26 protein-coding genes and 1 riboswitch are annotated in these 25,958 nt (G+C 62.5%); of the genes, 19 read left to right on the forward strand and 7 right to left on the reverse strand.

Annotated features, from left to right (window positions below):
- Positions 1 to 56: 56 nt before the first annotated feature.
- The 5 genes from K0P03_RS23975 to cls are packed head-to-tail and all read left to right on the forward strand — an operon-like array spanning position 57 to position 4,448.
- On the forward strand, positions 57 to 1,109 hold the full coding sequence (locus K0P03_RS23975) for a Dyp-type peroxidase (protein WP_130517475.1): 1,053 nt from the start codon (positions 57 to 59) through the stop codon (positions 1,107 to 1,109).
- On the forward strand, positions 1,102 to 1,902 hold the full coding sequence (locus K0P03_RS23980) for a family 1 encapsulin nanocompartment shell protein (RefSeq protein ID WP_130517473.1): 801 nt from the start codon (positions 1,102 to 1,104) through the stop codon (positions 1,900 to 1,902). The genes K0P03_RS23975 and K0P03_RS23980 overlap by 8 nt, the downstream gene beginning before the upstream one ends.
- A gap of 59 nt (positions 1,903 to 1,961) precedes the next feature.
- Positions 1,962 to 2,561: a Maf family protein gene (locus tag K0P03_RS23985; protein ID WP_130517471.1), complete on the forward strand. Its 600-nt coding sequence runs from the start codon at positions 1,962 to 1,964 to the stop codon at positions 2,559 to 2,561.
- Between the two features lie 46 nt (positions 2,562 to 2,607).
- A complete protein-coding gene (locus K0P03_RS23990; RefSeq protein WP_130517469.1) occupies positions 2,608 to 3,030 on the forward strand; it encodes a hypothetical protein in 423 nt (140 codons plus the stop codon).
- Between the two features lie 5 nt (positions 3,031 to 3,035).
- Positions 3,036 to 4,448 (forward strand): cardiolipin synthase, encoded by a 1,413-nt coding sequence (gene cls, locus K0P03_RS23995; protein ID WP_272790787.1) that lies wholly within the window; start codon positions 3,036 to 3,038, stop codon positions 4,446 to 4,448.
- 88 nt (positions 4,449 to 4,536) lie between these two features.
- Here the strand turns inward: cls and K0P03_RS24000 are convergent, their stop codons facing one another.
- Positions 4,537 to 5,748, reverse strand: coding sequence for an MFS transporter (locus K0P03_RS24000; protein WP_050746051.1), 1,212 nt, complete (start codon positions 5,746 to 5,748; stop codon positions 4,537 to 4,539).
- Positions 5,749 to 5,844: 96 nt separating this feature from the next.
- Entirely contained in the window at positions 5,845 to 6,048 is a 204-nt protein-coding gene (locus tag K0P03_RS24005) for a cold-shock protein (protein WP_024269913.1), read from the reverse strand.
- Positions 6,049 to 6,264: 216 nt separating this feature from the next.
- Positions 6,265 to 6,482, forward strand: a riboswitch (cobalamin riboswitch).
- A gap of 251 nt (positions 6,483 to 6,733) precedes the next feature.
- Between K0P03_RS24005 and nrdH the strand changes: the two genes are divergently transcribed.
- Genes nrdH through nrdF form a run of 4 tightly spaced genes read left to right on the forward strand, consistent with a single transcriptional unit; the run spans position 6,734 to position 10,509 of the window.
- The gene (gene nrdH / locus K0P03_RS24010) at positions 6,734 to 6,955 is read left to right on the forward strand and encodes a glutaredoxin-like protein NrdH (protein ID WP_130517465.1); all 222 of its coding nucleotides are present in this window, start codon (positions 6,734 to 6,736) and stop codon (positions 6,953 to 6,955) included.
- A 10-nt stretch (positions 6,956 to 6,965) separates the two neighbouring features.
- Positions 6,966 to 7,361, forward strand: coding sequence for a class Ib ribonucleoside-diphosphate reductase assembly flavoprotein NrdI (gene nrdI, locus K0P03_RS24015; protein ID WP_050745987.1), 396 nt, complete (start codon positions 6,966 to 6,968; stop codon positions 7,359 to 7,361).
- Positions 7,349 to 9,505: a class 1b ribonucleoside-diphosphate reductase subunit alpha gene (gene nrdE / locus K0P03_RS24020; RefSeq protein ID WP_443020593.1), complete on the forward strand. Its 2,157-nt coding sequence runs from the start codon at positions 7,349 to 7,351 to the stop codon at positions 9,503 to 9,505. Before nrdI ends, nrdE begins: the two co-directional genes overlap by 13 nt.
- Before the next feature lie 14 nt (positions 9,506 to 9,519).
- Entirely contained in the window at positions 9,520 to 10,509 is a 990-nt protein-coding gene (gene nrdF / locus K0P03_RS24025; protein WP_130517461.1) for a class 1b ribonucleoside-diphosphate reductase subunit beta, read from the forward strand.
- 63 nt (positions 10,510 to 10,572) lie between these two features.
- Here the strand turns inward: nrdF and K0P03_RS24030 are convergent, their stop codons facing one another.
- Positions 10,573 to 11,478 carry a LysR substrate-binding domain-containing protein gene (locus K0P03_RS24030; protein WP_130517459.1) on the reverse strand — a complete coding sequence of 302 codons (906 nt, stop codon included), beginning with the start codon at positions 11,476 to 11,478 and terminating at the stop codon, positions 10,573 to 10,575.
- A 153-nt stretch (positions 11,479 to 11,631) separates the two neighbouring features.
- Here K0P03_RS24030 and K0P03_RS24035 point away from each other — a divergent pair, with 153 nt between their 5' ends.
- From K0P03_RS24035 to K0P03_RS24075, 9 genes are all read left to right on the forward strand, one after another.
- Entirely contained in the window at positions 11,632 to 12,327 is a 696-nt protein-coding gene (locus K0P03_RS24035) for an ABC transporter permease (RefSeq protein WP_272791101.1), read from the forward strand.
- The gene (locus K0P03_RS24040) at positions 12,324 to 13,043 is read left to right on the forward strand and encodes an ABC transporter permease (protein WP_130517457.1); all 720 of its coding nucleotides are present in this window, start codon (positions 12,324 to 12,326) and stop codon (positions 13,041 to 13,043) included. Before K0P03_RS24035 ends, K0P03_RS24040 begins: the two co-directional genes overlap by 4 nt.
- Positions 13,040 to 13,822, forward strand: coding sequence for an ABC transporter ATP-binding protein (locus K0P03_RS24045; RefSeq protein WP_130517455.1), 783 nt, complete (start codon positions 13,040 to 13,042; stop codon positions 13,820 to 13,822). The genes K0P03_RS24040 and K0P03_RS24045 overlap by 4 nt, the downstream gene beginning before the upstream one ends.
- Positions 13,823 to 13,849: 27 nt before the next feature.
- Positions 13,850 to 14,674, forward strand: coding sequence for a lysine/arginine/ornithine ABC transporter substrate-binding protein (locus K0P03_RS24050; protein ID WP_130517453.1), 825 nt, complete (start codon positions 13,850 to 13,852; stop codon positions 14,672 to 14,674).
- A 155-nt stretch (positions 14,675 to 14,829) separates the two neighbouring features.
- Positions 14,830 to 15,951 carry an NAD(P)/FAD-dependent oxidoreductase gene (locus K0P03_RS24055; protein WP_130517451.1) on the forward strand — a complete coding sequence of 374 codons (1,122 nt, stop codon included), beginning with the start codon at positions 14,830 to 14,832 and terminating at the stop codon, positions 15,949 to 15,951.
- Entirely contained in the window at positions 15,935 to 16,237 is a 303-nt protein-coding gene (locus tag K0P03_RS24060) for a (2Fe-2S)-binding protein (protein ID WP_130517449.1), read from the forward strand. The genes K0P03_RS24055 and K0P03_RS24060 overlap by 17 nt, the downstream gene beginning before the upstream one ends.
- Complete coding sequence (locus K0P03_RS24065) at positions 16,234 to 17,700, forward strand: FAD/NAD(P)-dependent oxidoreductase (RefSeq protein ID WP_130517447.1); 1,467 nt, start codon at positions 16,234 to 16,236, stop codon at positions 17,698 to 17,700. Before K0P03_RS24060 ends, K0P03_RS24065 begins: the two co-directional genes overlap by 4 nt.
- Before the next feature lie 19 nt (positions 17,701 to 17,719).
- A complete protein-coding gene (locus K0P03_RS24070; protein WP_023511828.1) occupies positions 17,720 to 18,064 on the forward strand; it encodes a RidA family protein in 345 nt (114 codons plus the stop codon).
- A gap of 143 nt (positions 18,065 to 18,207) precedes the next feature.
- On the forward strand, positions 18,208 to 20,715 hold the full coding sequence (locus K0P03_RS24075) for a heavy metal translocating P-type ATPase (protein ID WP_130517445.1): 2,508 nt from the start codon (positions 18,208 to 18,210) through the stop codon (positions 20,713 to 20,715).
- Positions 20,716 to 20,795: 80 nt separating this feature from the next.
- On the opposite strand, the gene K0P03_RS24080 is transcribed toward K0P03_RS24075, so the two are convergent.
- Together K0P03_RS24080 and K0P03_RS24085 are read right to left on the reverse strand one after the other, a co-directional pair.
- On the reverse strand, positions 20,796 to 21,806 hold the full coding sequence (locus K0P03_RS24080) for a hypothetical protein (RefSeq protein ID WP_130517443.1): 1,011 nt from the start codon (positions 21,804 to 21,806) through the stop codon (positions 20,796 to 20,798).
- 11 nt (positions 21,807 to 21,817) lie between these two features.
- Positions 21,818 to 22,822 (reverse strand): NAD(P)-dependent oxidoreductase, encoded by a 1,005-nt coding sequence (locus K0P03_RS24085; RefSeq protein WP_272790789.1) that lies wholly within the window; start codon positions 22,820 to 22,822, stop codon positions 21,818 to 21,820.
- Positions 22,823 to 22,947: 125 nt separating this feature from the next.
- Here K0P03_RS24085 and K0P03_RS24090 point away from each other — a divergent pair, with 125 nt between their 5' ends.
- The gene (locus K0P03_RS24090; RefSeq protein WP_023516673.1) at positions 22,948 to 23,556 is read left to right on the forward strand and encodes a TetR/AcrR family transcriptional regulator; all 609 of its coding nucleotides are present in this window, start codon (positions 22,948 to 22,950) and stop codon (positions 23,554 to 23,556) included.
- A gap of 49 nt (positions 23,557 to 23,605) precedes the next feature.
- Here K0P03_RS24090 and K0P03_RS24095 read toward each other — a convergent pair whose 3' ends face one another.
- A complete protein-coding gene (locus K0P03_RS24095; RefSeq protein WP_272790790.1) occupies positions 23,606 to 24,859 on the reverse strand; it encodes a class II aldolase in 1,254 nt (417 codons plus the stop codon).
- Positions 24,860 to 24,926: 67 nt separating this feature from the next.
- Positions 24,927 to 25,958, reverse strand: coding sequence for an autoinducer 2 ABC transporter substrate-binding protein LsrB (gene lsrB, locus K0P03_RS24100; RefSeq protein WP_272790791.1), 1,032 nt, complete (start codon positions 25,956 to 25,958; stop codon positions 24,927 to 24,929).

Genomic DNA, 25,958 nt, shown 5'->3' on the forward strand with positions numbered 1-25,958 from the left:
GGGCGGCCTTTTTCTCCGGTCACGCCCGTCTTCAGCCCTTGCCGAATGGATTTCGCATGGATGCAGCCCTTTCCTCCGTCGTCCCGCAACCGGTCGCCACACGCCTGACAAAGGCGGCAATCTTTCTTGTCGTGACCCTCGAACCGGGCCGTGAGGCCGAAAGCGCCGTGCGCCAGCTCTGCGCCGATCTCTCGGGCCTTCTGCGCACCGTTGGCTTTCGTGACCTTGAAGGCGGGCTTTCCTGTGTGCTCGGCATCGGCTCGGATGCCTGGGGCCGGCTGTTCGGTGCACCTCGTCCGAAAGATCTGCATCCCTTTCGTGAAATCCGTGGACGGCATCATGCCGTAGCCACGCCCGGCGACCTGCTCTTTCATATCCGCGCCGCACGCATGGATCTCTGTTTTGAACTGGCAACCCAAGTGATGAACCGGCTGAAGGGCTTCGTCGTCCCGGAGGACGAGGTTCACGGCTTCCGCTATTTCGACGACCGCGACCTTATAGGATTCGTCGACGGCACGGAAAATCCTGTTGACGCGGCTGCCGTCGCCGCCACCATCATTGGTGCGGAAGACCCGGATTTTGCCGGTGGAAGCTACGTGATCGTGCAGAAGTATCTGCATGATCTCGCCGCGTGGAACCGCGTGCCGGTGGCCGATCAGGAAAGGATCATCGGCCGCGAGAAGCTCTCCGATATCGAGCTCGATGATGACGCCAAGCCGAGCTATGCCCACAATGTTCTCACGTCGATCGAGGAGAACGGCGAGCCCTTGGAAATCCTGCGCGACAACATGCCCTTCGGTGATGTCGGCAAGGGCGAGTTCGGCACCTACTTCATCGGGTATGCGCGCTCGCCGCGCCGGGTCGAGATGATGCTGGAGAACATGTTCATCGGCCGTCCACCCGGCAACTACGACAGGCTGCTCGATTTCAGCCGTGCCGTCACGGGCACGCTGTTCTTCATTCCCTCCACTTCGTTCCTCGATGCGGTGACACCAGATGCCGCACCCGTGCCTGCTGCTGAGGTACAGCTGGAAGCGGATCAATCACCGTCCCGCGGCGATGGATCGCTCGGCATCGGCTCTCTCAGGAAAGGGGCTTCCCATGAATAACCTGCACCGTGAACTTGCGCCGGTTTCCGAGGCCGCCTGGGCCGCAATCGAGGAAGAGGCGACACGTACGCTGAAGCGCCATCTCGCCGCCCGCCGGGTTGTCGACATGGTTGGACCTTCCGGGCTTGGCCTCTCGGCGGTCGGCACGGGTCATGTCGAGCCGGTCACGCCACCGGCCGAAGGCGTGCAGTCGGTGAAGCGCGAGGTCAAGGCGCTGGTCGAGCTTCGTGTCCCCTTTCAGCTCTCGCGCAGCGCCATCGACGATGTGGAGCGCGGCGCGCTCGACAGCGACTGGTCGCCCGTCAAGGAAGCCATGCGCAAAATCGCCCATGCCGAGGACCGGGCCGTGTTCGACGGCTACGCTGCCGCCGATATCGAGGGGATTCGCGCCGCCGCAAGCAATCCCGCCGAGCCACTTCCCACGAACGTGAAGCGCTATTCCGATGCGGTGGCGCGGGCGGTCGGCCAGCTTCGCCTTGCCGGTGTGGAAGGCCCTTACGCGCTCGTTCTCGGTGGTGATGCCTATATGGCCGCAAGCGGTGGCAGCGACGACGGCTACCCGGTCTTCCACCATATCGAGCGGATCGCCGACGGAGGGATCATCTGGGCACCGGCCATCGAAGGTGGGCTTATCCTGTCGCTGCGCGGCGGCGATTTCGAATTGACCGTCGGGCAGGACTTCTCGATCGGCTATCTCAACCACTCCGCCATCACCGTCGATCTCTACGTCCAGGAGAGCTTTACCTTCCGCACGCTGACAACAGAGGCCGCCGTGGTGCTCTCGCCGGAGTAACGCAACGATAAGCGTCCCGCTGGCGGGCAGGAATACGACAACAAACGGGAGACCTGGAAATGAACAAGCCCCTTTTCCTGGCATCGGAAAACACTTTCGCCAGACGGTTGCTCGGCAATGCGGGGATCACCGTTGATGTCATGGCAGCCGATCTCGATGATCGTGCACTGCAGGCACCACTGGAAGAAACAGGCGCATCAGCCGAAGATGTCGCCCTCGTTCTGGCGGAGGCCAAGGCGACGGAGGCAAGCGGACGGCAACCAGGCCTCCTCTTCCTCGGTTGCGAACAAGTCTTCTCGCTGGATGACGAGATCCTGCATGTGCCTGCGAACATGGAGGAAGCACGACGCCGTCTTCTTCTGCTTTCCGGCAAGACGCACCAGATCCATGTGGCCGTCGTGTTGGCCCGGGATGGCCAGGTGCTGTGGCGCCATGCTGGTGTCGCGAGCATCACACTGTTGAAGCTCGATCCCGGCTTTATCGGCCGTTACATGGCGCAAGTCGGCGCGGATGGGCTGCAAAGCGCCAATCTCTGCCGGGTCGACGGAGAGGGGATCCAGCTCGTCGACAGGATCGAGGGCGACTTCCTCACCGCAGCCGGGGTTCCGATGCTGCCCTTGCTTGCCGAACTGCGTCGGATCGGCGCCGTCGATTTTTGAAGCAGCCCGGTGCGATTCGGAGCGGCCAGTCCCTGGTACCAACCCCTTGCCGCGCCGTTTGCGAGAGAGAATCTCAATGACAGTTGTGACATCCGAACGCCTCAGTCGCGACATGCAATCCTGGGCGCGCAGGCTCGTCGAACAGGTTGGGCTCGTTCCCCAATCGCAAGACCAGCCGTTGAATGCGAACGATCTTCTCTTCTATCTCAGTGAAACATCGATGCCGATGGCAGGTTTTCTGCAGGAGCAGGGCCTGTTCGTCGATGGAGAGGGCCTGCATTTCGATCCGGCGCAGTTTCCGAAAATTCGTGCCATCGCTGAAATGGTGATCAGCGAATACAAAGCCGGGAACCGTGACGACCTCTGGGCGCGGTTCGATCTTTCCGAGGAGGAGGATGTCGACGGCAACGGGACCTATCTTCTGATCGTGCTCGCCGCGCTTGATCTCCTTTATGGTTCCGCCGCATGATGTTCATGGTCTTGCACATCGTGGTTGTGGCGGCGGCGGCCGTTCACATCCTCTTGCGACCGCATCGGCAACCGGAATCGCGTGCTGCCTGGCTCGTCCTTGTGCTGCTGCTCCCGTATGTCGGCGCGCTGGTCTATCTTCTCGTCGGGCAGACGAATGTCGGTCGCAGGCGGGTGGAGCGACTGAAGGCCGCCTTCCGTAAGCTGCCGCCTCCGGAGACGGCGCCGGGCTGGCCGTCGGCGTCACAGGTGCAGAACCAGCACGCCGCGCTCTTTGCCGTCGGGCGCTCGATCAGCGGCTATGCGCCAACCGGAGGCAACAGCGCCCGGCTGATGGAGGACTCGGATGCCGCCATCAGAGCGTTGGTCGCGGATATCGATGCGGCGGTCGACCATGTCCACCTTCTCTTCTACATCTGGCTCGCCGACCGTAACGGCACGGCGGTCGCTGAGGCGGTGCAAAGGGCGGCGCGTCGCGGGGTCGCCTGTCGCGTTCTCGTCGATGATCTTGGCTCACGTGCGCTTGTGCGTGGCCCGCTCTGGCGCGATATGGCGGGAGCGGGTGTAGAGGTCCGCCGGGCGTTGGTGATCGGCAATCCGCTTTTGCGCGCCCTCACTGGCCGCATCGACTTGCGCAACCACCGCAAGATCGCCGTCATCGACAACCGCATCACCTATTGCGGCAGTCAGAACTGCGCTGATCCCGAATTCCTGCCCAAAGCAAGATTCGCGCCCTGGGTCGATGTGCTGATGCGTTTCGAAGGGCCGGTGGTACGGCAGAACCAGCATCTTTTCGCCAGCGACTGGATGGGCAATGGCGGCGGCGACATCGGGCACCTCCTACGCAAGCAGATGGTGGATACGAAACCTGGTTTTACCGCCCAGGTGGTCGCCACCGGCCCCACATTCCGAAATTCCGCGATGCCGGAAATGTTCGAGACTTTGATCTATGCCGCAAAGCGTTCGCTCTTCGTAACGACACCCTACTACGTACCGGATGCTGCCATGCAGGCCGCACTTTGCGCCTGCGCCAACCGGGGTGTCGAGACGACCATCATCTTTCCCGCGCGCAATGATGACTTCGCCGTCGCGGCGGCAAGCCGCAGCTATTATCTCGACCTTCTCCAAGCAGGCGTGACGATTTTCGAGTACGAGGCCGGGCTGCTCCATGCCAAGACCCTGACCATGGATGGCGCCATCTCGCTGATCGGCTCGGCGAATATGGACCGGCGCAGCTTCGATCTCAACTACGAGAACAACATCCTTCTCGAAGATGTCGACCTGACAACAACCTTGCGTGCCCGGCAGGAAGCCTATCTCGCGCGATGCCGGCAGATCCTGCCGGAGGAGGTGGGACGCTGGTCTGTCTGGAAGCGCCTGAGGAACAACGGCCTCGCCATCGTCGGACCCGTTTTATAGCCTCGGTGGAGATGTGTGTCTCGTCGCCCTTTCGGCGGTATTGCCGTCCTCCGGTTTCCGGAGCGGTTGTGACAAGCGCTTCAGGTCGCTAGGCCCCGCCTTCCTCGATCTTCGGCAGGAACCAGGCGAGGAGCCCTGCGAGCGGCAGGAACGAGCAGATGGCATAGACCGTTTCGACGCCATAGCGGTCGGCCAAAATCCCGAGGAGGGCAGCGGCGATACCGCCAAGTCCGAAGTTCAGGCCGTAAAACAGTCCTCCGATCAACCCGATGCGATGTGGCAGCAGCTCGATTGCATAGATCAGGATCGATGCGAAGGCACTGGCCATGATCAGGTTGATCATCACTGTCAGCACGCCCGTCCAGAACAGATCAGCATAAGGCAGCATCAGTGTCAGAGGAAGCGGCCCGAGGACAGAAATCCAGATGATGCGGTAGCGCCCGATGCGGTCGCCGACGATGCCGCCGACAAGCGCGCCGACGGCCGAGGCGAGCAGGAAGATGAACAGCATCATCTGCGCCGCCGGGATGGAAAGGCCGAACCTCTCCATGAGATAGAAGATGTAGAACGACTTGAAGCTCTCGCCGTAGGCGTTCTTGGTGAACATGAGTGCCGTGAGGACGACGAGGCCGATGGCGATCGTCGCGGGCGCATGGCGTGCCGCTCCGCCCGCCTTCTTTACACCTATCCGCATTGCCGCGAACTCGGCACTGATCTGGCGCTGTTTGCTGCCGATCCAGGCCAGAAGCGTCATGGCGAGCAAGGCAAGGGCAGCGAACCAGGCGAGGCTCGGCTGCCCCAACGGCACGATGATCAATGCTGCAAAGACCGGGCCGAGCGCGCCTCCGGCCTGACCGCCAACCTGGAAGAGACCCTGGGCCAACCCCTGCCGGCCGCCGGCCGCATAGCGCGCCATACGGGTCGCCTCAGGGTGGAATATGGATGATCCGATGCCGATCAGCGCCACCGAGACAAGAATTATCGCATAGCTGTGGGCGAATGCGAGACTCACGAGTCCGGAAAGGGTGAACATCATGCCCACGACAGGCGAATAGGGTGCGGGGTGCTTGTCGGTCACCATGCCGATGACCGGCTGCAGCAGCGATCCGGCAATCTGGAAGGTCATGGTGATCAGGCCGATTTGCACGAAATCGAGCGCGTACGCATCCTTCAGGATTGGGTAGGCAGCCGGAATCAGCGACTGCATCAGATCGTTGAGGAGATGGGTTAGCCCCAAAACCACAAGAACTGCGAGGTGCGTCCTCGGCTGCGTCGTGGGCGTGCGGATGGCGACGGTCATATCTGCATTCGAGACCGTTCGGATGCGGTGGTCGAACGCCGTGGCGACGTCCATGAACCATACGCATCCGAGGTCGTCATCGAATAGCGCGCGCTCTTAGAGCGTTTGAACGTTTTCAGCCTTCGATTTGCCGGTCTTGCGATCCTGGCCGATGTCGTAGCTGACCTTTGCGCCATCCCGCAGCGGGCCGCCGGACTGTACCGCAGATATGTGAACAAACACGTCTGCTCCGCCATTGTCGGGGGTGATGAAGCCGAAGCCCTTGTCCTGATTGAAAAACTTAACCGTTCCGGTAGCCATGGTATCCTCAGTGATCGAGCGGCACCTTGCCGCAGCAGGAGCTTATTCGTCGTACGCTGGTCCGGCAACCGCTTATTCACGCTGGAATGGTGTCTGTGGAAATCTAGGCTTGGAAAAGTGCTCGCGACGAAGGGCTTTCGCCATCCGTCATGGGGATAACTTGCGTTTCGCAACCGAGCGATCGAGCTAACTGTTGACGGCGGAATTGCGTCCTATACCATATCTAGTGTTCAAGGTTCCTCCGATTCGAGAGAGTCGGAGGCTAAGACGGGAATCCGGTGTGGCCATGATGGCTGCGTCAATCCGGAGCTGCCCCCGCAACTGTAAGCGGCGAGCATACGTTCGACAAAGCCACTGAGGCGCAAATGCCTTGGGAAGGCGGACGGATGCCGCGACCCGCAAGCCAGGAGACCTGCCTTGTTCATGAACGTCCACGGGCGGGGTGTCCGGCAGGCGAGCGATGGGTTGTGGAATGATGCCGCCCCGCCGTCTCCCCAGATGCTCCGTATGAATAGCTTCGGGGTGAAGTCATGTCGAATTTGTTTCCAGTGCCTCCGCGCGAGTAAGCGGCGCCCCGCTCCGGCCGTCCTTGAGGGCCGCCGTCTATCTATTTTCAGTTCACGAACGGTCATCGGCGGATGACCGAACGCCCCTCCATGCCCAATCGCCAGAATATGAGGAAACCATGCCGATCACCGTTTACTCCAAGCCAGCTTGCGTTCAATGCTCAGCGACCACCCGCGCGCTCGACCGCCACGGCATCGATTACCGTGTCGTCGATATCTCCGAGAATGCAGATGCCTTCGCGCTCGTGCAGGGCCTCGGCTACCGTCAGGTTCCCGTCGTCGTTGCCGGTGAGCAGCATTGGGCCGGTTTCCGCCCTGATATGATCAGCGCACTGGCCTGAGGGCGGGGCGATGGGTGAGCTCGTCTATTTCTCCTCCCGGTCGGAAAACACCCATTGCTTCGTGCAAAAGCTCGGCCTTCCGGCCTCCCGCATTCCCCTTCGCGCCGACGAGGCGCTGAGGGCGCGCGCGCCCTTCGTCCTCGTCGTGCCGACCTATTGCGGCCAGGATGGCAAAGGCGCCGTTCCCAAGCAGGTGATCCGCTTCCTCAATGATGCGGAAAACCGCGCGAACCTTCGCGGCGTGATTGCCGCGGGCAACAGCAATTTCGGGGCGACCTTCGGGCTCGCCGGCGACGTCATCTCCGCCAAGTGCGGTGTGCCGTATCTCTACCGCTTCGAGCTTCTCGGCATGGATGAGGACGTCGACAACGTCAGACAGGGACTGGAACGATTTTGGACACGATGACGCTCGAGAAACCGACGAAGACGCCGGAAATCACCGCGCTGGACTATCATGCGCTGAACGCGATGCTGAACCTTTACGATGAGGATGGAAAAATCCAGCTCGACAAGGACCGGCAGGCGGCAAAGCAATACTTCCTCCAGCACGTCAACCAGAACACGGTCTTCTTCCACAATCTCAGGGAAAAGCTCGATTATCTGGTGACCGAAGGGTACTACGAGCAGGAAGTGCTCGACCAGTATTCCTTCAACTTCGTACGCGATCTCTTCGACCACGCCTATGACAAGAAGTTCCGATTCCCGACCTTCCTCGGCGCGTTCAAGTACTACACGTCCTATACGCTGAAGACCTTCGACGGAAAGCGCTACCTTGAGCGCTACGAGGACCGCGTCTGCATGGTGGCGATGACGCTGGCGCGCGGCAGCGAGCAGCTTGCCCGCGATCTCGTCGATGAGATCATTTCCGGCCGTTTCCAGCCGGCAACGCCGACCTTCCTCAATGCCGGCAAGAAACAGCGCGGCGAGCTCGTCTCGTGCTTCCTGTTGCGCATCGAGGACAACATGGAGAGCATTGGCCGCTCGATCAATTCGGCGCTCCAGCTTTCCAAGCGGGGCGGCGGTGTCGCGCTCTCCCTCACCAACCTTCGCGAGATGGGCGCGCCGATCAAGCAGATCGAGAACCAGTCGTCGGGCGTCATCCCTGTCATGAAGCTGCTGGAGGACAGTTTCTCCTATGCCAACCAGCTCGGTGCGCGGCAGGGGGCGGGGGCGGTCTATCTCCATGCCCATCATCCCGACATCCTGCGTTTCCTCGACACCAAGCGCGAGAATGCCGATGAGAAGATCCGCATCAAGACCCTGTCGCTCGGCGTCGTTATCCCCGACATCACCTTCGAGCTCGCTCGCAACAACGATGACATGTATCTGTTCTCGCCGCATGACATCGAACGCGTTTACGGCGTGGCCTTCACCGAGATTTCGGTGACGGAGAAGTACCGCGAGATGGTCGAGGACGGCCGCATCCGCAAGAAGAAGATCAAGGCCCGCGACTTTTTCCAGATCCTTGCCGAGATCCAGTTCGAGAGCGGCTATCCCTACATCATGTTCGAGGACACGGTGAACCGCGCGAACCCCATCGCCGGCCGCATCACCATGAGCAATCTTTGCTCGGAGATCCTGCAGGTAAGTGAGGCGAGCGAATTTAACGACGACCTTTCCTATGCCAGGATGGGCAAGGACATTTCGTGCAATCTCGGCTCGCTCAACATTGCTGCTGCGATGGACTCGCCGGATTTCGGACGAACGATCGAAACCTCGATCCGTGCGCTGACCGCCGTCTCCGAGATGAGCCACATCTCCTCGGTCCCCTCGGTCGAGAAGGGCAACGACGATAGCCACGCCATCGGCCTCGGCCAGATGAACCTGCACGGCTATCTCGCCCGCGAGCGTATCTTCTACGGCTCGGAGGAAGGCATCGACTTCACCAACATCTATTTCTACACGGTGACCTATCACGCCGTCCGCGCCTCCAACCGGCTGGCGGTCGAAAAGGGCGTTAGCTTCAAGGGATTCGAGAACTCGAAATACGCTTCGGGCGAATACTTTGACAAATATACCGAAGCCGAATGGTTGCCGGTGACGGAGAAGGTGCGGGGCATTTTCGAAGAGGCGGGCATTCATATCCCCACGCAGCAGGACTGGCTTGAGCTGAAGGCGGCCGTCATGGACGGCGGCCTCTACAACCAGAACCTCCAGGCCGTGCCGCCGACGGGCTCGATCTCCTACATCAATCACTCGACGTCCTCGATCCACCCGATCATCTCGAAGATAGAGATCCGCAAGGAAGGCAAGATCGGCCGCGTCTATTACCCGGCCGCCTTCATGACCAACGACAATCTCGACTATTACCAGGACGCCTACGAGATCGGCCCGGAGAAGATCATCGACACCTATGCGGCGGCCACCCAGCATGTCGACCAGGGCCTATCGCTGACGCTGTTCTTCCGCGACACGGCGACGACCCGCGATATCAACAGGGCGCAGATCTACGCCTGGAAGAAGGGCATCAAGACCATCTACTACATCCGCCTTCGCCAGATGGCGCTGTCCGGCACGGAAGTGCAGGGCTGCGTTTCCTGCGCGCTGTGAGATCGGGGAAGCAAATGAACATCCAAGTGAAGACCAAGGCGCCGAAGGCCGCCGCCGCCATCCGCGCCATCAACTGGAACCGCATCGAGGACGACAAGGACCTCGAGGTCTGGAACCGCCTGACCGGTAATTTCTGGCTGCCGGAAAAGGTGCCGCTCTCCAACGACATTCCCTCCTGGGCGACGCTGAAGCCGCAAGAGCAGAAACTCACCATCCGCGTTTTTACCGGTCTGACGCTGCTCGACACAATCCAGAACGGTGTCGGTTCGGTAAAGCTCATGGAGGATGCTGCCACGCCGCATGAGGAGGCGGTGCTTTCCAACATTTCCTTCATGGAGGCTGTGCATGCCCGCTCCTATTCCTCCATCTTCTCCACGCTCTGCCTGACGCCCGACGTCGATGACGCCTATCGCTGGTCGGAGGAAAACGAGTTCCTGCAACGCAAATCCGCATTGATCATGGAACAATATACGACGAGCGACCCCTTGAAGAAGAAGGTCGCCAGCGTCTTGCTCGAAAGTTTCCTGTTCTATTCCGGCTTCTATCTTCCGATGTACTGGTCGAGCCGCGCCAAGCTCACCAACACGGCGGACATGATCCGCCTCATCATCCGTGACGAGGCCGTACACGGTTACTACATCGGCTACAAATTCCAGCGCGAACTGGAGCGCCTGAGCATGGAAAAGCGGCAGGAGATCAAGGATTTCGCCTTTGATCTTCTCCTGGAACTTTATGACAACGAGGCGCGATATACCGAGGATCTCTATGACGACGTCGGCCTCACCGAGGATGTGAAGAAGTTCCTGCACTACAACGCCAACAAGGCCCTGATGAACCTCGGATACGAGGCACTTTTTCCGCCGGAAGCCTGCAAGGTGAACCCGGCCATCCTCTCAGCGCTGTCACCGAATGCCGATGAGAACCACGACTTCTTTTCCGGCTCCGGATCGTCCTACGTCATCGGCAAGGCGGTCGCCACCGAAGATGAGGACTGGGATTTCTAAAGGAGGATCCGGCAGGGTTTTCCCGCCAAGCTGCTCAAGGCCCCGACACCCAGACCTCTCAGGCTATCTCCCCGGTTCGACGTTCAGTTGCTCGAGCAGGGCTCCGTGGTATTCCCAGAACCCTGCGATAAAGCGCTCCGCAAGCTGGTTGTCTGTTGCGTCGCTGCGGCGAATCGCCAGGAAGCCGGCATCGATGAAGTCGGTGAAGGGGCGAACCACGACGCCTCTGCCTCGATAGTCCGTGGCGGAGGAGGGGTCGATGATGGTGATGCCGACGCCTTCCGACACCAGCGTCAGCGCGGTGTGGGAGAGGCGTGTCTCGATCGTTGAAGCCCTCGGAATGCCCGCCAGCGCGACCTCCACGCGCATGGCAAACAACGTCCCCGGTTCCAGCGTGATCATGTGCTCGCCTTCGAGGTCTGCCGGCCCGATCCGGGATCGGGCGGTCAGTCTGTGGCCCTGCGGCATGGCGACCACGGCCGCGACGGGGCGGGATTCCGTCAGGAAACCGGGGCGGTCGAGCGGGCCGTCGGCGAAGCCGATATCGGCCTGGCCGGAAGCGACGGCTTCGATGACCATGGTCGAGGGGATGCCGCTCAGGGAGACATGGATGTTCGGGCGCTCGCGCAGGAAGCGTGCGAGGTAGCGCGGCATGATGCCATTGGCGAGCGCGGGCATCACGGCGATGCGCAGCATGCCGGCATTCTGGCGGCCGATCTCCTCGGCGAAGGCCTTGATGCGGTTGAGCCCGACATAGGCACGCTCCACCTCCCTCAGAAGCGTGGTGGCCTCGGGCGTCGGGACGAGTTGGTTGCCGCGCCGCTCGAACAGCCGCAGCTTCAGGTCGAGCTCGAAGTCGCGGATCAGCCGGCTCACCGCGGGCTGGGTAATCGCCATGAGCTCCGCCGCCGCGGTCATTTTGCCGGTGAGCATGACCAGGCGAAACGCCTCGACCTGCCGCAGATTCATGAGCTTCTCCATAATATTTGGTTATTCTCTACCCGTAATTTCGAATTTGACGGTATGGAGCGTCACCTGCCAAAGTCAAGCCCATAACGCGCCGACACGCTATCGGCGCAAGGGAACGGACCAGGTGGACGCGTGGGCGCTTACTTCGATTTGATGGGATTTGCCGATGGTGGCTGGGGCTTCGATATGCTTCGCGCCACCGCTATCACGCTTGCCGTGGCCCTTTGCGGTTTTGGGCTGGGAGCGCTTTTCGGCATGCTCTCGGCGGCCGCGTCGCTCTCGCCGGTTTCCTCGCTACGTTATCTTGCCGACGGGTATACGACCGTGCTGCGCGGCGTGCCCGATCTTCTCGTCATCTACCTGTTCTATTTCGGCGGCAGCGCCGTCATAACGCAGCTTGGCCACCTGTTCGGTGCGGAAGGCTTCGTAAGCGCGCCGGTGTTCCTGACGGGGGCCGTGGCGATCGGCGTCGTGTCCGGCGCCTATCAGGCGGAAGTCTTTCGCGGTGCGGTGCTCGCGCTGTCGCGCGGCGAGATCGAGGCGGCCAAGGCCTATGGGATGGGTGCATTCCTCCGCTTCCAGCGCATCATCCTGCCGCAGGCAGCTCGGTTTGCGATCCCCGGACTTGGCAATGTCTGGCAGCTGGTTTTGAAGGAATCGGCCCTTATTTCCGTCGTCGGTCTGGTCGAGCTCATGCGTCAGGCGCAGATCGGCGCCGGCTCGACCCGCAAGCCGTTCACCTTCTTCCTGACGGCCGGCGTGCTCTACCTGCTGATCAGCCTTGTTTCCGGCGCTGTCTTCCGGCGCGCCGAAGCCCGTGCGATGCGCGGCATCCGGAGGGCATCATGAACCTCTTTGATATTCCCTTCCTCGTCGAGAGTTTCCTTGCCCTGTGCCACGGCATTCCGCTCACGCTGCAACTGACCGCGCTCTCGGTCGCCTCGGGCGCGCTTCTTGCCATGCTTCTGGCGGGCTTCCGCCTCTCCGGCAACCGGGTGCTCGATGGTCTCGCGCGGGGCTACATCTTCGTCTTCCGCGGCACGCCACTCCTCGTACAGCTCTACATCATCTATTACGGGCTCAGCCAATTTCCGGAGCTGCGCAAGAGTTTCGCCTGGCCGTTCCTGCGCGAACCCTACTGGTGTGCCGCGCTGGCACTCTGTCTGAATACGGCCGCCTATAGCGCCGAGATCATTCGCGGGGGCGTCATCGCCGTGCCGCTCGGGCAGATCGAGGCCGCGAAGGCCTATGGCATGGGCCGGCTCACGCTTTTGCGCCGGATCATCGCGCCGCAGGCTCTTCGCCTGATGCTGCCAGCCTATTCGAACGAACTGATCCTCGTCGTGAAGTCGACGGCGCTCGCCTCGACCATCACGATGATGGAAGTCACCGGCATCGCCGCCAAGCTGATCTCGGCCAGCTACCGGCCGGTCGAGATCTTCGTCTGCGCCGGCGCGATCTACCTTCTTCTGAACTTTTCCATCACGCGGTTGCTCCGGTTTGTCGAGCACCGGCTTTCCCGTGACCAGCGTCCCTTTGTCGTCGCGACCGGAGAACAGGCATGACAGATCAGACCCGCATCCCGGCCGTGGAAATCGCACGCCTGGAGAAGTGCTACGGCCCGCTCAAGGTCCTGCATGACATTTCCCTCACGGCGCAGCCCGGGGAGGTCGTTTCCATCCTCGGTGCGTCCGGTTCCGGAAAATCGACGCTGCTGCGCTGCGTCAACATGCTGGAAGTGCCGAATGCCGGCACGGTCTCGATCTTTGGCGAGGCCTACAGACTGGATCAGCGCCCCAACCAGTCGGCACGCGTAGTCGACCGGCGCCAGCTTCAAAGGCTCCGCTCCCAGGCGACGATGGTGTTCCAGTCCTTCAATCTCTGGTCCCACCTGACAATCCTTGAAAACCTGATCGAAGCTCCCGTCCACGTCCAGGGGCGAGATCGCAAGGCATGCATCGCCGAGGCAGAGGCGCTTCTGGAGCGCGTCGGCATCGCGGACAAGCGCCATGCCTATCCGGCCCATCTTTCCGGTGGCCAGCAGCAGCGGGCGGCCATCGGCCGGGCACTCGCGATGCACCCGAAAATCATGCTGTTCGACGAGCCGACCTCCGCGCTCGATCCCGAATTGGTCGCAGAGGTCCTCAAGGTCATGCGGGACCTGGCCGCAGAGGGCCGCACGATGCTCGTCGTCACCCATGAGATGGGCTTTGCCCGCGACGTCTCCAGCCGGGTCGTCTTTCTTCACAAGGGTTACATCGAGGAGGACGGCACGCCTGCGGACGTCTTCACCCATCCTCGGAGTGAACGTTTCCGGCAGTTCATTTCGACGCACGCCCATTGAGACCGGAGAACAACAAGAGGTGAACCCATGAAACTGACCCTTCTTCTCTCGGCGGTGGCCTTCGCCGTGTCGCTGCAGCCCGTCCATGCGGCGGACAAGATCCGCATTGCGACCGAGGGGGCCTACGCGCCCTGGAACTTCTCCGGCCCGAACGGCACGCTGGAAGGTTTCGAGATCGACCTGGCCAATGACCTGTGCAAGCGGATGAACCGTGAATGCGAGATCGTCGCCCAGAACTGGGACGGGATCATCCCTTCGCTGACCGCCGGCAAGTACGATGCGATCATGGCCGGCATGAGCGTCACGCCGAAGCGCGAGGAGGTTATTGCGTTTTCGACCCCCTATGCGGCAGCGATCAACTCCTTCGCCGTGCTCGGTGACAGTGATCTCGCCAACCTGCCGATGGCCGGCAAGCCGCTTTCGGTGGATTCGGACGCCGCCAAGCCCGTTCTCGAGGAGATCGCCAAGCTGATCGAGGGCAAGACGGTCGGCGTGCAAGGCTCGACGACCGCCTCCTCCTTCATGGAACAATACTTCAAGGGCGCCGATGTCCGGGAATACAAGACGACGGAAGAGCACAATTTCGACCTCGTCAGCAGCCGCCTCGATGCCGTGGTCGCCAATGCGACGGTGCTCGCTGCGGCGATGGAGAAGGAAGACATGGCAGGCACGAAGCTCGCCGGCCCGCTGCTCTCCGGCAAGGTCTTCGGCATGATCGGGATTGGCCTGCGCAAGGAAGATACTGCGCTGAAGGCGGATTTCGACGCTGCGATCATGGCCGCCCGCGCAGACGGTACGATCAAGACCCTGTCCGAAAAGTGGTTCAAGCTCGACGTCAGCCCGCAGGACTGACGTCGCAGCGCAATTCCAGCAAAAGCGCGAAGCGGTTTTGCTGTGAAAAAACAGGCGCATTTTCGCAAATCGAAAAAGAGCGAAAATGTTCTGGCGCCCATCCCGCCTTGCGGGCGGGCGCTCTCCTTTCCCTTTCAACAGCACAGACTGCGGGTATGCGGACCTTACCGGATCAGGAAATCGTCGTCGTCGGAGGCGGTCTTGTCGGCGCGGCCATCGCATGGGGGCTGGCGCGCAGAGGGCTGGCGCCGCTTGTTCTCGACGGAGAGGATCTGTCGCACCGTGCGTCACGAGCGAATTTCGCGCTGGTCTGGGTTCAGGGCAAGGGTGTGGGCGCTCCGCACTATGCTCGCTGGACGATTGCGGCCGCCCGCCGATGGTCGGCGTTCTCGGCCGATCTGATGGAGACGTCAGGGATCGATGTCAGCCTTCGGCAAAGGGGCGGCTTCACTTTCGCGCTTACCGAAAGCGAGATGGCGACGTGGACGGAGGAGGTCCGTTGCGTGGCCGAAGCGCTAGGCACGGATGCACCCGACCACGCCGTGCTCGACCATGTCGAGACCGCGCGCATGCTGCCTGCGATCGGCAGGGATGTCATCGGTGCCATCTACTCGCCGCTCGACGGGGATGTGAACTCCCTTCGCCTCCTGCAAGCGCTGCATGTCGGCATGCTCAATCTCGGCGCAGGTTACCGAGCGCACTGCGATGTGACCGAGATCGCTCCTGATGCAGGCGGGTTCCTCCTCAAGGGAACCTGGGGCGAGGTCCGTGCCGGCCGGGTTGTGCTCGCGGCCGGAAACGGCAACACGCGGCTTGCGCCGATGGTAGGGCTTTCGGCCCCAACCCTCCAGAGCAAGGGGCAGATCCTGGTGACCGAGAAATGCGCACCCTTCTTTCCTTATACGTCAACCACCCTGCGACAGGCCGATGAGGGTGGGGTGATGATCGGCGACAGCCAGGAGGCCGACACCCGCTCGATCGCCACCGACCAGGATATCAGCAGCGTGCTTGCCGACAGGGCGATCCGCACCTTTCCGCAGCTGGCGGCGGTGAATGTTCTGCGCAGTTGGTCCGGCTTCCGGGTGAAGACGCCTGACGGATTGCCGATCTACGAGTGCTCGCCCACCCATCCTGGGGCCTGTCTGGTCATGTGCCATTCCGGCGTGACGCTGGCCCCGAACCACGCCCATCTTATCGCCGATGCGATCGCTTCCCGAAACCCCGTGCTGGCCGATGGCCTCTTTCCCGGCGGGAGGTTTCATGTTCCGGCGCATTGAACCCCCGAAGGACCACGTGACCATCGTCATCGATGGCAGCAAAATCGAGGTCGATGCCACGGCAAGCGTCGCGGCCGCGCTTCTTGGCGCAGGCATGACCACGCTGCGGCGTAGCGTGGTCAACGACCAGCCGCGTGCGCCCTATTGCCTGATGGGCGTCTGCTTCGAATGCCTGGTGACGATCGATGGCGTGCAGAACCGCCAAGCCTGCATGGTTCCCGTCCGTGATGGAATGACGGTTGCCTTGCAACGCGGTGCGCGGACGACAGAAGGAAGCGATCGATGACGCTGACGACACTCCGCAATGCCGACGCCCTTGCCGTCCGCTACGACATCGCGATCGTCGGCGCCGGCCCCGCTGGTATGGCGGCGGCGAGCGAATGCGCAAGGCTGGGCCTTGCGGTTGTGGTGTTCGACGAGAATGCCGAGGCGGGTGGGCAGATCTATCGCGCCATCGAAAGAAACACGCGTACCAAGCGCCCGTATCTCGGAATTGATTATGCGCACGGGGCCGCCCTTTGGGAGGCCTTTTCCACGGCGACAGCCACCTATGTGCCTTCCGCCATGGTCTGGAGCCTGGAGCAACAGGAAGAGGGTGGTGAAGCGATGGCCGAGCTGCGGGTTTCCGTGGCCGGCCGCAGCCGGATCGTTTTCGCAAGGCGTGTGATCCTTGCAACGGGCGCAACGGAACGGCCTATGCCGGTCCGGGGCTGGACATTGCCGGGCGTCATGTCCGTCGGCGCCGCGCAGATCGCCCTCAAAGCCTCCGCTCTTCTGCCGCAAGGGCCGGTCGTTCTCGCCGGCAGCGGCCCGCTGCTTTATCTCTATGCGGACCAGGTGCTTGCGGCCGGCGGCGCAATCGATGCGATCCTCGAAACCACGCCGCGCCGCAACTGGCTTCGCGCCGCCCCGCATGTTCTCTCCTTTTTTGCATCCCCCTATGCGTGGAAGGGCCTTGGTCTGATGCTTCGGGTAAGACGGGCGCTCCAGGTGTTCCGTGCCGTGACGGCGCTGGAAATCAACGGTACCGACCGGGCAGACGGCGTGACCTTCGTGACCGGCGGCAAGACGGTGTCGCTGCGGGCAGGGAGCATTTTTCTCCATCAGGGCGTCATTCCCCATACCAATCTGGCGAATGCCGCGGGCTGTGCGCTGGTCTGGAAGGATCGGCAGATGTGTTTTGCGCCGGTCGTGGACGAGGAAGGGCGCAGCAGTAAATCTGCGATTTTCATCGCGGGCGACGGCAGCGGCATCGGAGGCGCCGTCGTTGCGGCGCTTGACGGCCGGATCGCTGGGATCGCAGCAGCACAGGAGATTCTGGGCAGGCAATCGTCCGAGGCGTTGCGCCACATTGTTCGGTCGCGAAAAAAGGCGCTGCGCGGACGGGACTTTATCGACCTTGCCTATCAACCGGCCCTGGCATTTCGGGCGCCGCAAGCCGACGACATCGTCGCCTGCCGATGTGAAGAGGTTTCCGTCGGGGCCGTCAGAGAGGCCGCTGCGCGCGGCGTCGCAGGGCCGAACCAGCTGAAGACGATGCTGCGCTGTGGCATGGGGCCGTGTCAGGGCCGCATGTGTGCTGCGACCGTCACGGAGCTGCTCGCCGATGCACAGCAGCGCCCCCCTGCCGATGTCGGCACCTATCGCCTTCGCCCGCCGGTCAAGCCCGTGCCGCTCTGCGAGATCGCCGCACTCCCCCATACATCCGAAGCGGTTTACGCCGTGACGGGTGGTCATTCCGGACACTGAACCACGAAAGGTATCGAAAATGGTCCAACGATTTCTGCGAACGCCGATCATGCACAGAGTAGTCGAGCACAACGGTATCGTCCACGTCGGCGGCACGACCTGCGACGACGAGAGCCTTGATATGGCCGGCCAGACCCGTGAGATCCTCGCGAAGCTGGACCGCTACCTGGCCGAGGCGGGTACCGACAAGACAAGGCTGCTCTCAGCCAGCATCTTCGTCACCGATCTCGGCAAGAAGCCGGAAATGGATGCAGTCTGGAAGGAATGGCTGTCGCCGGAAACCTTGCCGACCCGCGCAACGGTCGGTGTCGCTGACCTTGGCGGCGATACGATGATCGAAATCGTGGTTTCTGCGTATAAGTAGAAATACAGACCTCTCAGTCCAGATGAAACCGTCTGCCAGCGCTGTCAGACGGTTTCATCGATGCGCTCTGCGGGACCGGGGTGTTGACCTTCCCCTTGCGGGAACCTTTAGAATCGGGTGACGTGAAGTGCGGAGCCTGCGACATGAGCAACGATCATATCCACCACGATCACGAGCGCCACACACCGCTCGTGCCGGCAGCCGAGGCGCATGCGGACAGCGGGACGGCTCTGCGCGACCCGGTCTGCGGCATGATCGTCGATCCCGCTGCGGGCAAGCCGATGCTCGACCATGCCGGCCACCGCTATCATTTCTGCAGCAGCGCCTGCCGCGACAAGTTCAAGGCGGCGCCCGACATCTATGTCAGTGCCAAGGATCCCGTTTGCGGCATGGACGTCGCCCGCGACACGGCCCGACATTTCCTCAAACATGAGGGGCGTGGCTATTACTTCTGTTCGCCAGCCTGTGAGGGCAAGTTCACTGCCGAGCCGGCACGATATCTGTCCGGTACGCCCGCGGCGCAGGCCATGCCAAAGGGCACGCAATATACCTGCCCGATGCATCCCGAGATCGTCAGGGACACGCCTGGTTCCTGCCCGATCTGCGGCATGGCACTCGAACCGGTTATGCCGGGCGCCGATGACGGTCCTAATCCCGAGCTGATCGACTTCACCCGCCGCTTTCGCGTCAGTGCAATCCTCTCCATCCCGCTTCTTGTTATCGCCATGGGGCCGATGGTCGGCCTGCCGGTTCGCGACTGGATCGGCGAGCCGCTGGCCGCCTGGCTTGAGCTTGCCCTGGCGACACCGGTCGTACTGTGGGCGGCATTGCCGTTCTTCCACAGGGGGCTGGATTCGTTCCGCAACCGCAGCCCCAATATGTGGACGCTGATCGCGCTGGGCGTCGGCGCGGCCTATCTCTATTCTGTGGTCGCAACCCTCTTTCCCGACCTGTTCCCCCACCAGTTCCGCGGCCATGGCGGTTCGGTACCGGTCTATTTCGAGGCGGCCAGCGTCATCGTCGCTCTGGTCTTCCTCGGCCAGGTGCTCGAACTTCGGGCACGCGAGCGCACCGGCTCGGCGATCCGCGCGCTGCTCGACCTTGCGCCAAAGACTGCCCGTCGCATTGCCGATGACGGTTCCGAAAGCGAAGTGCCACTTGATGCCGTTGTCGGTGGCGACCGCCTGCGCATCCGTCCGGGCGACAGCATTCCGGTTGACGGTCTGGTGCTGGAGGGACGTTCCTCCGTCGATGAATCGATGATCACCGGCGAGCCCGTTCCTGTCGAGAAGACCGAGGGTGACAGGCTCACGGGCGGCACACTCAACAAGAACGGATCGCTTGTCATGCGCGCGGAGCGCGTCGGCAGCGAGACCGTTCTGTCGCAGATCGTCGACATGGTCGCAAAGGCCCAGCGCAGCCGTGCGCCCATCCAGGGGCTGGCTGACCGGGTCTCTTTCTATTTCGTCCCGGCCGTGGTGCTCATCGCCGTCGCTGCCTTCATCGTCTGGGCGCTTGTCGGACCCGAGCCGAGCATGGTGTTCGCCATCGTCTCGGCGGTCTCTGTGCTCATTATCGCCTGCCCCTGCGCCCTCGGCCTCGCCACACCCATGTCGGTGATGACCGCCACCGGGCGCGGTGCCCAGGCTGGGGTGCTCATCAAGGACGCCGAGGCGCTGGAGCGCTTCGCCCGCGTCGATACGCTCATCGTCGACAAGACCGGTACGCTGACGGAAGGGCGGCCGACGCTCACCGACGTGATCACGGCTGTAGGCGTCGAGGAAGCCGACCTGCTGTCGCTCGCCGCCGGGCTTGAAAAAGGCTCCGAGCACCCGCTGGCCGAGGCCATTGTCGAGGGCGCGGCAGCGCGCGGCGTTCCAGCCCCTGGCGTCCATCATTTCCAATCGATTACCGGCAAGGGTGTTACAGGTGCCGTCAGCGACCGCAGGGTTGCGCTCGGCAACGCGGCCCTCATGGCCGACCTCGGCATCGATTTCGGCGATCTTACTGCCCGTGCCGATGCGTTGCGTGAGGAGGGAAAGACAGCGATGTTCGTTGCTCTCGATGGCCGGCCGGCTGGTCTGGTCGCCGTTGCCGACCCCATCAAGGCCTCGGCTGCCGCCGCCATCCGCGAGCTGCACGCCCTTGGCCTGCGCATCATCATGGCCACGGGCGACAATGTCCGCACCGCCAGGGCCGTTGCTCAAAAGCTTGGCATCGATGAGGTCCGGGCCGACATGCTCCCCGAAAGCAAGAAGGCGCTGGTCGACGAGCTTTGCGCCAAGGGGCAGGGTGTCGCCATGGCCGGCGACGGTGTCAACGATGCGCCGGCCCTTGCCGCGGCCGATGTCGGTATCGCCATGGGCACCGGCGCCGATGTTGCCATGGAAAGCGCCGGCATCACGCTGGTCAAAGGGGACCTTGGCGGGATCGTGCGCGCCCGCAAGCTCGCCCAGGGTACCATTCGCAACATCAAGGAAAACCTGTTCTTCGCCTTCGTCTACAATGTGCTGGGCGTTCCTGTTGCCGCTGGCGTCCTCTACCCCGTGCTGGGCACACTTCTCTCGCCGATGCTCGCAGCCGCTGCGATGAGCCTGTCCTCGGTATCGGTCATCGGCAACGCGCTGCGGCTGCGGGCGATCAAGCTGTGAACCATGGCTTTTCCCCGTGCCGGACGACAGAGCGGGGAGGAGGGCCGCGGCACACAAGCATGCCGCGACCGATCCATGGTTCATGCGGCGCGGACTGTGACGCCGTAGCCTTCCAGACGCTTGACGAGATGAGCCGGATCCACGAGCGTCTCGGGCAGGAACAGGCCCTTTTCAGGGCGATCCCGGCCTGCAAGACCAAGCAGGGTTTCGATTGCGACGGCCGCGCCGCGTGCACTCATGGCCGCGTAGCCTTCGGGATCGATCAGTTCATAGCGGAAGCGGCCGGATGTGCCGTTCTTCTGCGTGCCCGTAATCTCGATGATCACCTCGTTGGACGGTCCGCGGCCCTCCTTGCTCGACGCGACCAGTCCCATCGCAAGGTCGATCCGGACACGGGCTGCGCGCGTCGCAGTGCCAAGGCTGAGAACATCCTGCAGGCCCGCGGCCTGCGCAGCGTGCGGAGAACCATCGACGCTTGTGATGAACCGCCCGGACAGCGGTGCACGCGCCCATTGCCACTGCCCGTCTTCCTTGACCAGCGGCAGCGGACCGATCTTCTCGATCCGCTCCAGATCCTTGCCCGATACCGCACCGAAGGGATCGCCGGGGTCGAAGAGGATCGCGATTTCCACGGCCTCGACGGTTTCGAAATCACGAGCGAAATGCAGCGCCGCCAGGGTTGGAGAGCCGCCGTTGCTGTGTCCGAGCAGGAGGATGGGGGAGGCCTGCGGATGGTGGGCGTGGTGGGCGACGATCGAGCCGAGCTCGAACACGCCGTCCGAAAGGGCGATATAGGGAATGCCTCGGGCCTGAGCGTAGCGCAATGTGTTGAGCGAGTGGTCCCTCAGCGCTGTCACGACGATGCTGTAGCGGGCGCTGGGATCAAGACCGAGATCGGATGCGGTGATGTCCAGTCTGGCGATCGTGGCGTTCCCGACCTCGGAAGCGAGCGCTGCCGCCTTTTCCATGTCGCGAGCGCCAATCGTGATGGATAGATCCGGATGGAGCTTGCGCAGCATCCTGGTGGTGCGGGAGCCGAGGCTTCCCGTCGCGCCGAGGATCAGGACGGAGGAATTGATTGTATCGGTCATGTCGATCCTCCTTAGCGGGCCACGTCGAAGCGGGCGCCGATTGCCATCATTTCACCGACGAAGTAGCTCGGATCGATCAGCAGTTCCGGCAGGTACAGCCCCGCAGCCGGTGCATTCGCGCGCAGGCCGAGCAAGGCCTCGAGGCCCAGAACGACACCCAGCGCGGTCAGCGGTGCCTGGCCGCGTGGATGCACGATCTCGATGTGCGAGGATGTTTCCGTGCCGTCCTTGGCGCGCCCGGCAATGTCGATGATGATTTCGGTCGAGTAACTCTCTCCGCGACGGCGGCTGGCCGACTGGCCGTAGGCGAAGTCGAAACGGATCGAACCGGCGTTCGTAGCGGCCCGCAGGCTCAGGACGTCGAACGGAGAATAGGCCCGAGCGTCGAGGGGCACGCCGTCGACGCTCGTCACCGTGGTTCGTCCCTGCTCTGCTGTCAGCCAGAGATCCTTGCCCTGGTGAACGGTCAACGAGGCCGGAGCGGCCGAGGTCAGACGATCGTAGTCGGCTGCTGCCGCCGGGCCGCCCATATCCTGTTCGTCGAAGACTGCGCCGATGCGGATCGAGGTGATGCTTTCGTATCGGGATGCGGCCTGCAAGGTCGGAAAGACAGCGGCGCCGGCCAGCCACTGGCTTGCCAGAAGGACGGGTGCACGGTCGGGATGATGGATGAAGAGAGCCGCTTCAGGGCCGATCTCGAAGGCGCCGGTGGAAATATCGATATACGGGATCTTGTGGTCGAGAGCGTATCGCAGGGAGTTGAGGGTTTGGTCCTTCACGAAGATCGCGATCGCGCCGAAGGTGGGATGGGCAAGGCCGAGGTCTGAACGCGAAAGATCTACAGCCGTCGCGGTGGCGTTGCCGATCTCGGCGGCGGCCTTCTGCGCCCGGCCGATATCGCGGCCACCGATGGTGATGGGCAGGTCCGGATATCGGCGGCGCAGTTCTCTGGCAGCCTCGAGGCCGACGATGCCGGATCCTCCGATCAGAAGCACGGGTCGTTGTGTCTGTGGCATGTTTCCTATCCTCTTTGACGATATCTTGCAGGTGGATGCTGCACCTGATAAGCTACTACTCGTAACTTACGATTGGTAAGTTGGGTATGCGCCATTGGGTCCGTCAAGGGGGCGTTCTGAAAAAGATGATCGGCGTGACAGCAAACGAGAAGAGCGAGGCGAAGCGCCGCCTCACGAAGGAAGCGCGCCGCGAGCAACTGATTGAAAACGCGTTCGATATCGTGCGCGAATTGGGAGCTGATGCCCTGACACTGAGCGTTCTTGCCGAGAGGGCGGGGGTCAGCAAGCCGATAACCTACGAGCATTTCGAGACCCGGTCAGGTCTGCTTGTCGCGTTGTACCGGCGGATCGACCAGCAACAGGTCAAGGTGCTGCAGGAAAGTCTGTCGAGGGCGGGCGGGCAGCTAACCGAAACTGTACGCCTTATCGCGAACGCTTACATGACCTGCCATTCGGCTTCGGGGTCGGAAGGCCATGCGATTTCGGCGGCCTTGATGGGGGACCCGCAGATGGGGGCAGTCCAGCAGGAACTGATGGACAACTGCGTCGGCATTTTTGCAGACGCTCTGGCCCCGTTCTCGCGACTTTCCCACGAGGCGCTCCAGCAGCGCTGTATCGGCATTGTCGGCGCTGCGGAGGCGCTGTCTCTCGCGATGACGCGCGGCCGGATGAGCCAGGCCGCGGCCATCGAAAACCTGTCTGCCTTGCTGCTGATCGGTATCGAACCGGGTTGATATGCCGGAAAGGCCCTCTGCACGTGCGACAGGGCTTGTCGGGCGGATGTTAGTGTGCGTTGACCTTCAGCTTGGCCTGTTCGAGCGACCAGTATTCCATGTCGAAGAGATCCGCCTCGCCGATGGGTGTGAAGCGACCGTAGGCTTCTGCGGCATTGATTGCCCGGGTTGCCTGCTCGCAGAGATCTCCGCCGATCTTGGCGGCCTTGTTGCTGGCGCCGAGGGCGTAGATTCCCTGTCCACGCACCAGCACGACGCGGGGATAGACGTCGAGCATCTGCTTCGGCTCGCTGGAGCGCGTCGCATTTCGTGCGAAGTAGACCCGGTAGCGGTCGGCATAGGCGGCAAGCGCCGCCTCGATCGCGGCTTCGCCCGCATCCGGCTCGATGATGAGCGGCCAAGGTTTGATGCGGATGACGTGATCCGGCGTGACGGTCCCGCGCAGGCTGATTGCCTCCACATTGTCTTTGGCGGCATGTTCGCGGATCGCAGCGGTGGAGCGGTAGTCGAGGAACGCACCTTTGGCGAAGGGCGATCCTTCACGGACGAGGGCTTTCTCCAGCCGCGCCCGCAGCGCCATGTCCTCGGTGCCATCACTTAGCTGCGGGCCGGAGAGCGCAACGCCCTTACGGGCAAGCTCGCCCTCGGCCATGCTGACGAATTCGATCATCAGCTCGTAGGAAAGGCGGGCATCATCGGCGAAGGTGAAGAGGCCGTGATTTTCCAGCCAGAGACCCTGGCAGTCTGGATGCTCACGGTAAATGCGGTCGGCAACGATGGAAAGATCGAAACCGGGCATGACATAGGGCACGTAGGCGAGGCGATCTCCATAGATACGCCTGACGGTCTCGCGCATGTCAGGCTGGTCGGCAAGCGCCAGGATCGCCGTGGCATGTGTGTGGTCCACGAAGGCGAACGGCAGGAAGGCGTGCAACAGCGCCTCGACGGAGGGATTGGGCGCGTCCGCTTCGATCAGGCTGGCGCGCAGCAGCGAGACCATGTCCGGATCCGAGAGCTTCGGGCCGTCGCGGGTCTCCAGAAGCGGCACAAGGCGCACCGCTGGCAGGCCCGGCGCTTCGATCGTGTCGAGATCCCAGCCGCTGCCCTTGATGTGCATGAGCGTTTCGCCGCCAGCGGACGTCACCTTGACGGACGTATTGCCGCCGCCATGCAGCACGAGGTCGGGATCGCCACCGATGATGCGGGAGGTGTAGATGCGAAGGCCAAGGGCCTCGCTTTGTCCCGCCGCGCGCGCGGCCTCTACGTAGCGGGCTGCATCCCCGTCGTTCCAGCGGCTTTTCATGCGTATCGTCCTGTCCTTGAAAAAAGAATTCGGCGGGCAGCCGGAGCCGCCCGCCGTCCATGCGTGATCAGAAGTCGAAGTTTGCGATGTTGTCCTTCGTGAAGACGGTGCGCTCCGGCAGGAGGATGATTCCGTTGCCGTCGGCTTCGTAGTCGTAGCCCTGCACCTTGTTGGCCGAGACCTCAACGGTGCCGATGCCGGGCACTTCCAGCTTGTCGCCGACCTTCATCGGGCCGTTCTTCAGGACGTGATCGGCAACGAAGACCGAAATCTTGCCCTGCTGGGTGACGTCCCACAGGCCGAAGCGCTGGATCGTGCCGCGTTCGATATAGGGGCGCATGACGTTCGGCGTGGAGAAGCCGACGATGGTGACGCCTTCTGCGCGCTTCAGGTTTTCCGCAGCCTGGGCGGCGGCCGGCAGGGCATTGGCGTCGGGCGCGATGATCGCGTCGAGATCCGGATAGGTCTGGAGGATGCTTTCTGCCGTCTGCAGCGACTTCTGCGCATCATTGTACCCGTACTGGGTGGTGACAATTTCCCAGCCCGGGTGTTCCTTGGCGATTTTCGCCTTGGCTGCTTCCGCCCAGGCGTTCTGGTCGGTCACGGTGGGGCTCGAATAGAAGAAGGCGACCTTAGCCTTTTCCTTCGTCACGCCCTCCGCCGCCATGTCGACCAGAAGGCCGCCGAGCTGCTCGGGCGTACCCTGGTTGATGTAATAGCTCCGGCAATCCGGGTTGACGTCGCTGTCCCAGGTCATGACGAGCACGCCGCGGTCCATGGCGCGCTTCAGTGCCGGGCACAGGCCGTCCGGAGAGACGGAGGAGACGATGAGCGCGTTGTAGCCCTGGTTGACGAAGTTGTTGATGAACTGAACCTGGCCGGAAACGCTGGGCTCGGTCGGGCCGTCATAGGTGACCTTCGCGCCGACTTCCTCGCCGGCCTTCACGGCGCCGGCGCCGCCGGACGTGAAGAAGCCGACACCCACCAGCTTGGGGATGAAGGCGATCTGGTTTTCGGCATGTGCCGTGCCCGAAGCGAGCATGGTGCCGGCAACAAGGGCCGCGGCGAGGGCGCCGGATTTCAGTACAGTCTTGATCAT

The organism is Shinella sp. HY16 (assembly GCF_028534175.1).
Taxonomy (GTDB): domain Bacteria; phylum Pseudomonadota; class Alphaproteobacteria; order Rhizobiales; family Rhizobiaceae; genus Shinella.

Excerpts from the sequence above, each read along its gene's own strand:
- K0P03_RS24060 (WP_130517449.1), top strand. The coding sequence starts at position 15,935 with ATGTTCCGGCGCATTGAACCCCCGAAGGACCACGTGACCATCGTCATC.
- K0P03_RS24095 (WP_272790790.1), bottom strand. The coding sequence starts at position 24,859 with ATGAAAAGCCGCTGGAACGACGGGGATGCAGCCCGCTACGTAGAGGCC.
- K0P03_RS23985 (WP_130517471.1), top strand. The coding sequence starts at position 1,962 with ATGAACAAGCCCCTTTTCCTGGCATCGGAAAACACTTTCGCCAGACGG.
- K0P03_RS24050 (WP_130517453.1), top strand. The coding sequence starts at position 13,850 with ATGAAACTGACCCTTCTTCTCTCGGCGGTGGCCTTCGCCGTGTCGCTG.
- lsrB (WP_272790791.1), bottom strand. The coding sequence starts at position 25,958 with ATGATCAAGACTGTACTGAAATCCGGCGCCCTCGCCGCGGCCCTTGTT.
- nrdH (WP_130517465.1), top strand. The coding sequence starts at position 6,734 with ATGCCGATCACCGTTTACTCCAAGCCAGCTTGCGTTCAATGCTCAGCG.
- nrdF (WP_130517461.1), top strand. The coding sequence starts at position 9,520 with ATGAACATCCAAGTGAAGACCAAGGCGCCGAAGGCCGCCGCCGCCATC.
- K0P03_RS24035 (WP_272791101.1), top strand. The coding sequence starts at position 11,632 with ATGGGATTTGCCGATGGTGGCTGGGGCTTCGATATGCTTCGCGCCACC.
- K0P03_RS24090 (WP_023516673.1), top strand. The coding sequence starts at position 22,948 with ATGATCGGCGTGACAGCAAACGAGAAGAGCGAGGCGAAGCGCCGCCTC.
- K0P03_RS24040 (WP_130517457.1), top strand. The coding sequence starts at position 12,324 with ATGAACCTCTTTGATATTCCCTTCCTCGTCGAGAGTTTCCTTGCCCTG.
- K0P03_RS24080 (WP_130517443.1), bottom strand. The coding sequence starts at position 21,806 with ATGACCGATACAATCAATTCCTCCGTCCTGATCCTCGGCGCGACGGGA.
- cls (WP_272790787.1), top strand. The coding sequence starts at position 3,036 with ATGGTCTTGCACATCGTGGTTGTGGCGGCGGCGGCCGTTCACATCCTC.
- K0P03_RS24070 (WP_023511828.1), top strand. The coding sequence starts at position 17,720 with ATGGTCCAACGATTTCTGCGAACGCCGATCATGCACAGAGTAGTCGAG.
- K0P03_RS23975 (WP_130517475.1), top strand. The coding sequence starts at position 57 with ATGGATGCAGCCCTTTCCTCCGTCGTCCCGCAACCGGTCGCCACACGC.
- K0P03_RS24085 (WP_272790789.1), bottom strand. The coding sequence starts at position 22,822 with ATGCCACAGACACAACGACCCGTGCTTCTGATCGGAGGATCCGGCATC.
- K0P03_RS24065 (WP_130517447.1), top strand. The coding sequence starts at position 16,234 with ATGACGCTGACGACACTCCGCAATGCCGACGCCCTTGCCGTCCGCTAC.
- K0P03_RS24030 (WP_130517459.1), bottom strand. The coding sequence starts at position 11,478 with ATGAATCTGCGGCAGGTCGAGGCGTTTCGCCTGGTCATGCTCACCGGC.
- K0P03_RS24000 (WP_050746051.1), bottom strand. The coding sequence starts at position 5,748 with ATGACCGTCGCCATCCGCACGCCCACGACGCAGCCGAGGACGCACCTC.
- K0P03_RS24045 (WP_130517455.1), top strand. The coding sequence starts at position 13,040 with ATGACAGATCAGACCCGCATCCCGGCCGTGGAAATCGCACGCCTGGAG.
- K0P03_RS23980 (WP_130517473.1), top strand. The coding sequence starts at position 1,102 with ATGAATAACCTGCACCGTGAACTTGCGCCGGTTTCCGAGGCCGCCTGG.
- nrdI (WP_050745987.1), top strand. The coding sequence starts at position 6,966 with ATGGGTGAGCTCGTCTATTTCTCCTCCCGGTCGGAAAACACCCATTGC.
- K0P03_RS24075 (WP_130517445.1), top strand. The coding sequence starts at position 18,208 with ATGAGCAACGATCATATCCACCACGATCACGAGCGCCACACACCGCTC.
- K0P03_RS24055 (WP_130517451.1), top strand. The coding sequence starts at position 14,830 with ATGCGGACCTTACCGGATCAGGAAATCGTCGTCGTCGGAGGCGGTCTT.
- K0P03_RS24005 (WP_024269913.1), bottom strand. The coding sequence starts at position 6,048 with ATGGCTACCGGAACGGTTAAGTTTTTCAATCAGGACAAGGGCTTCGGC.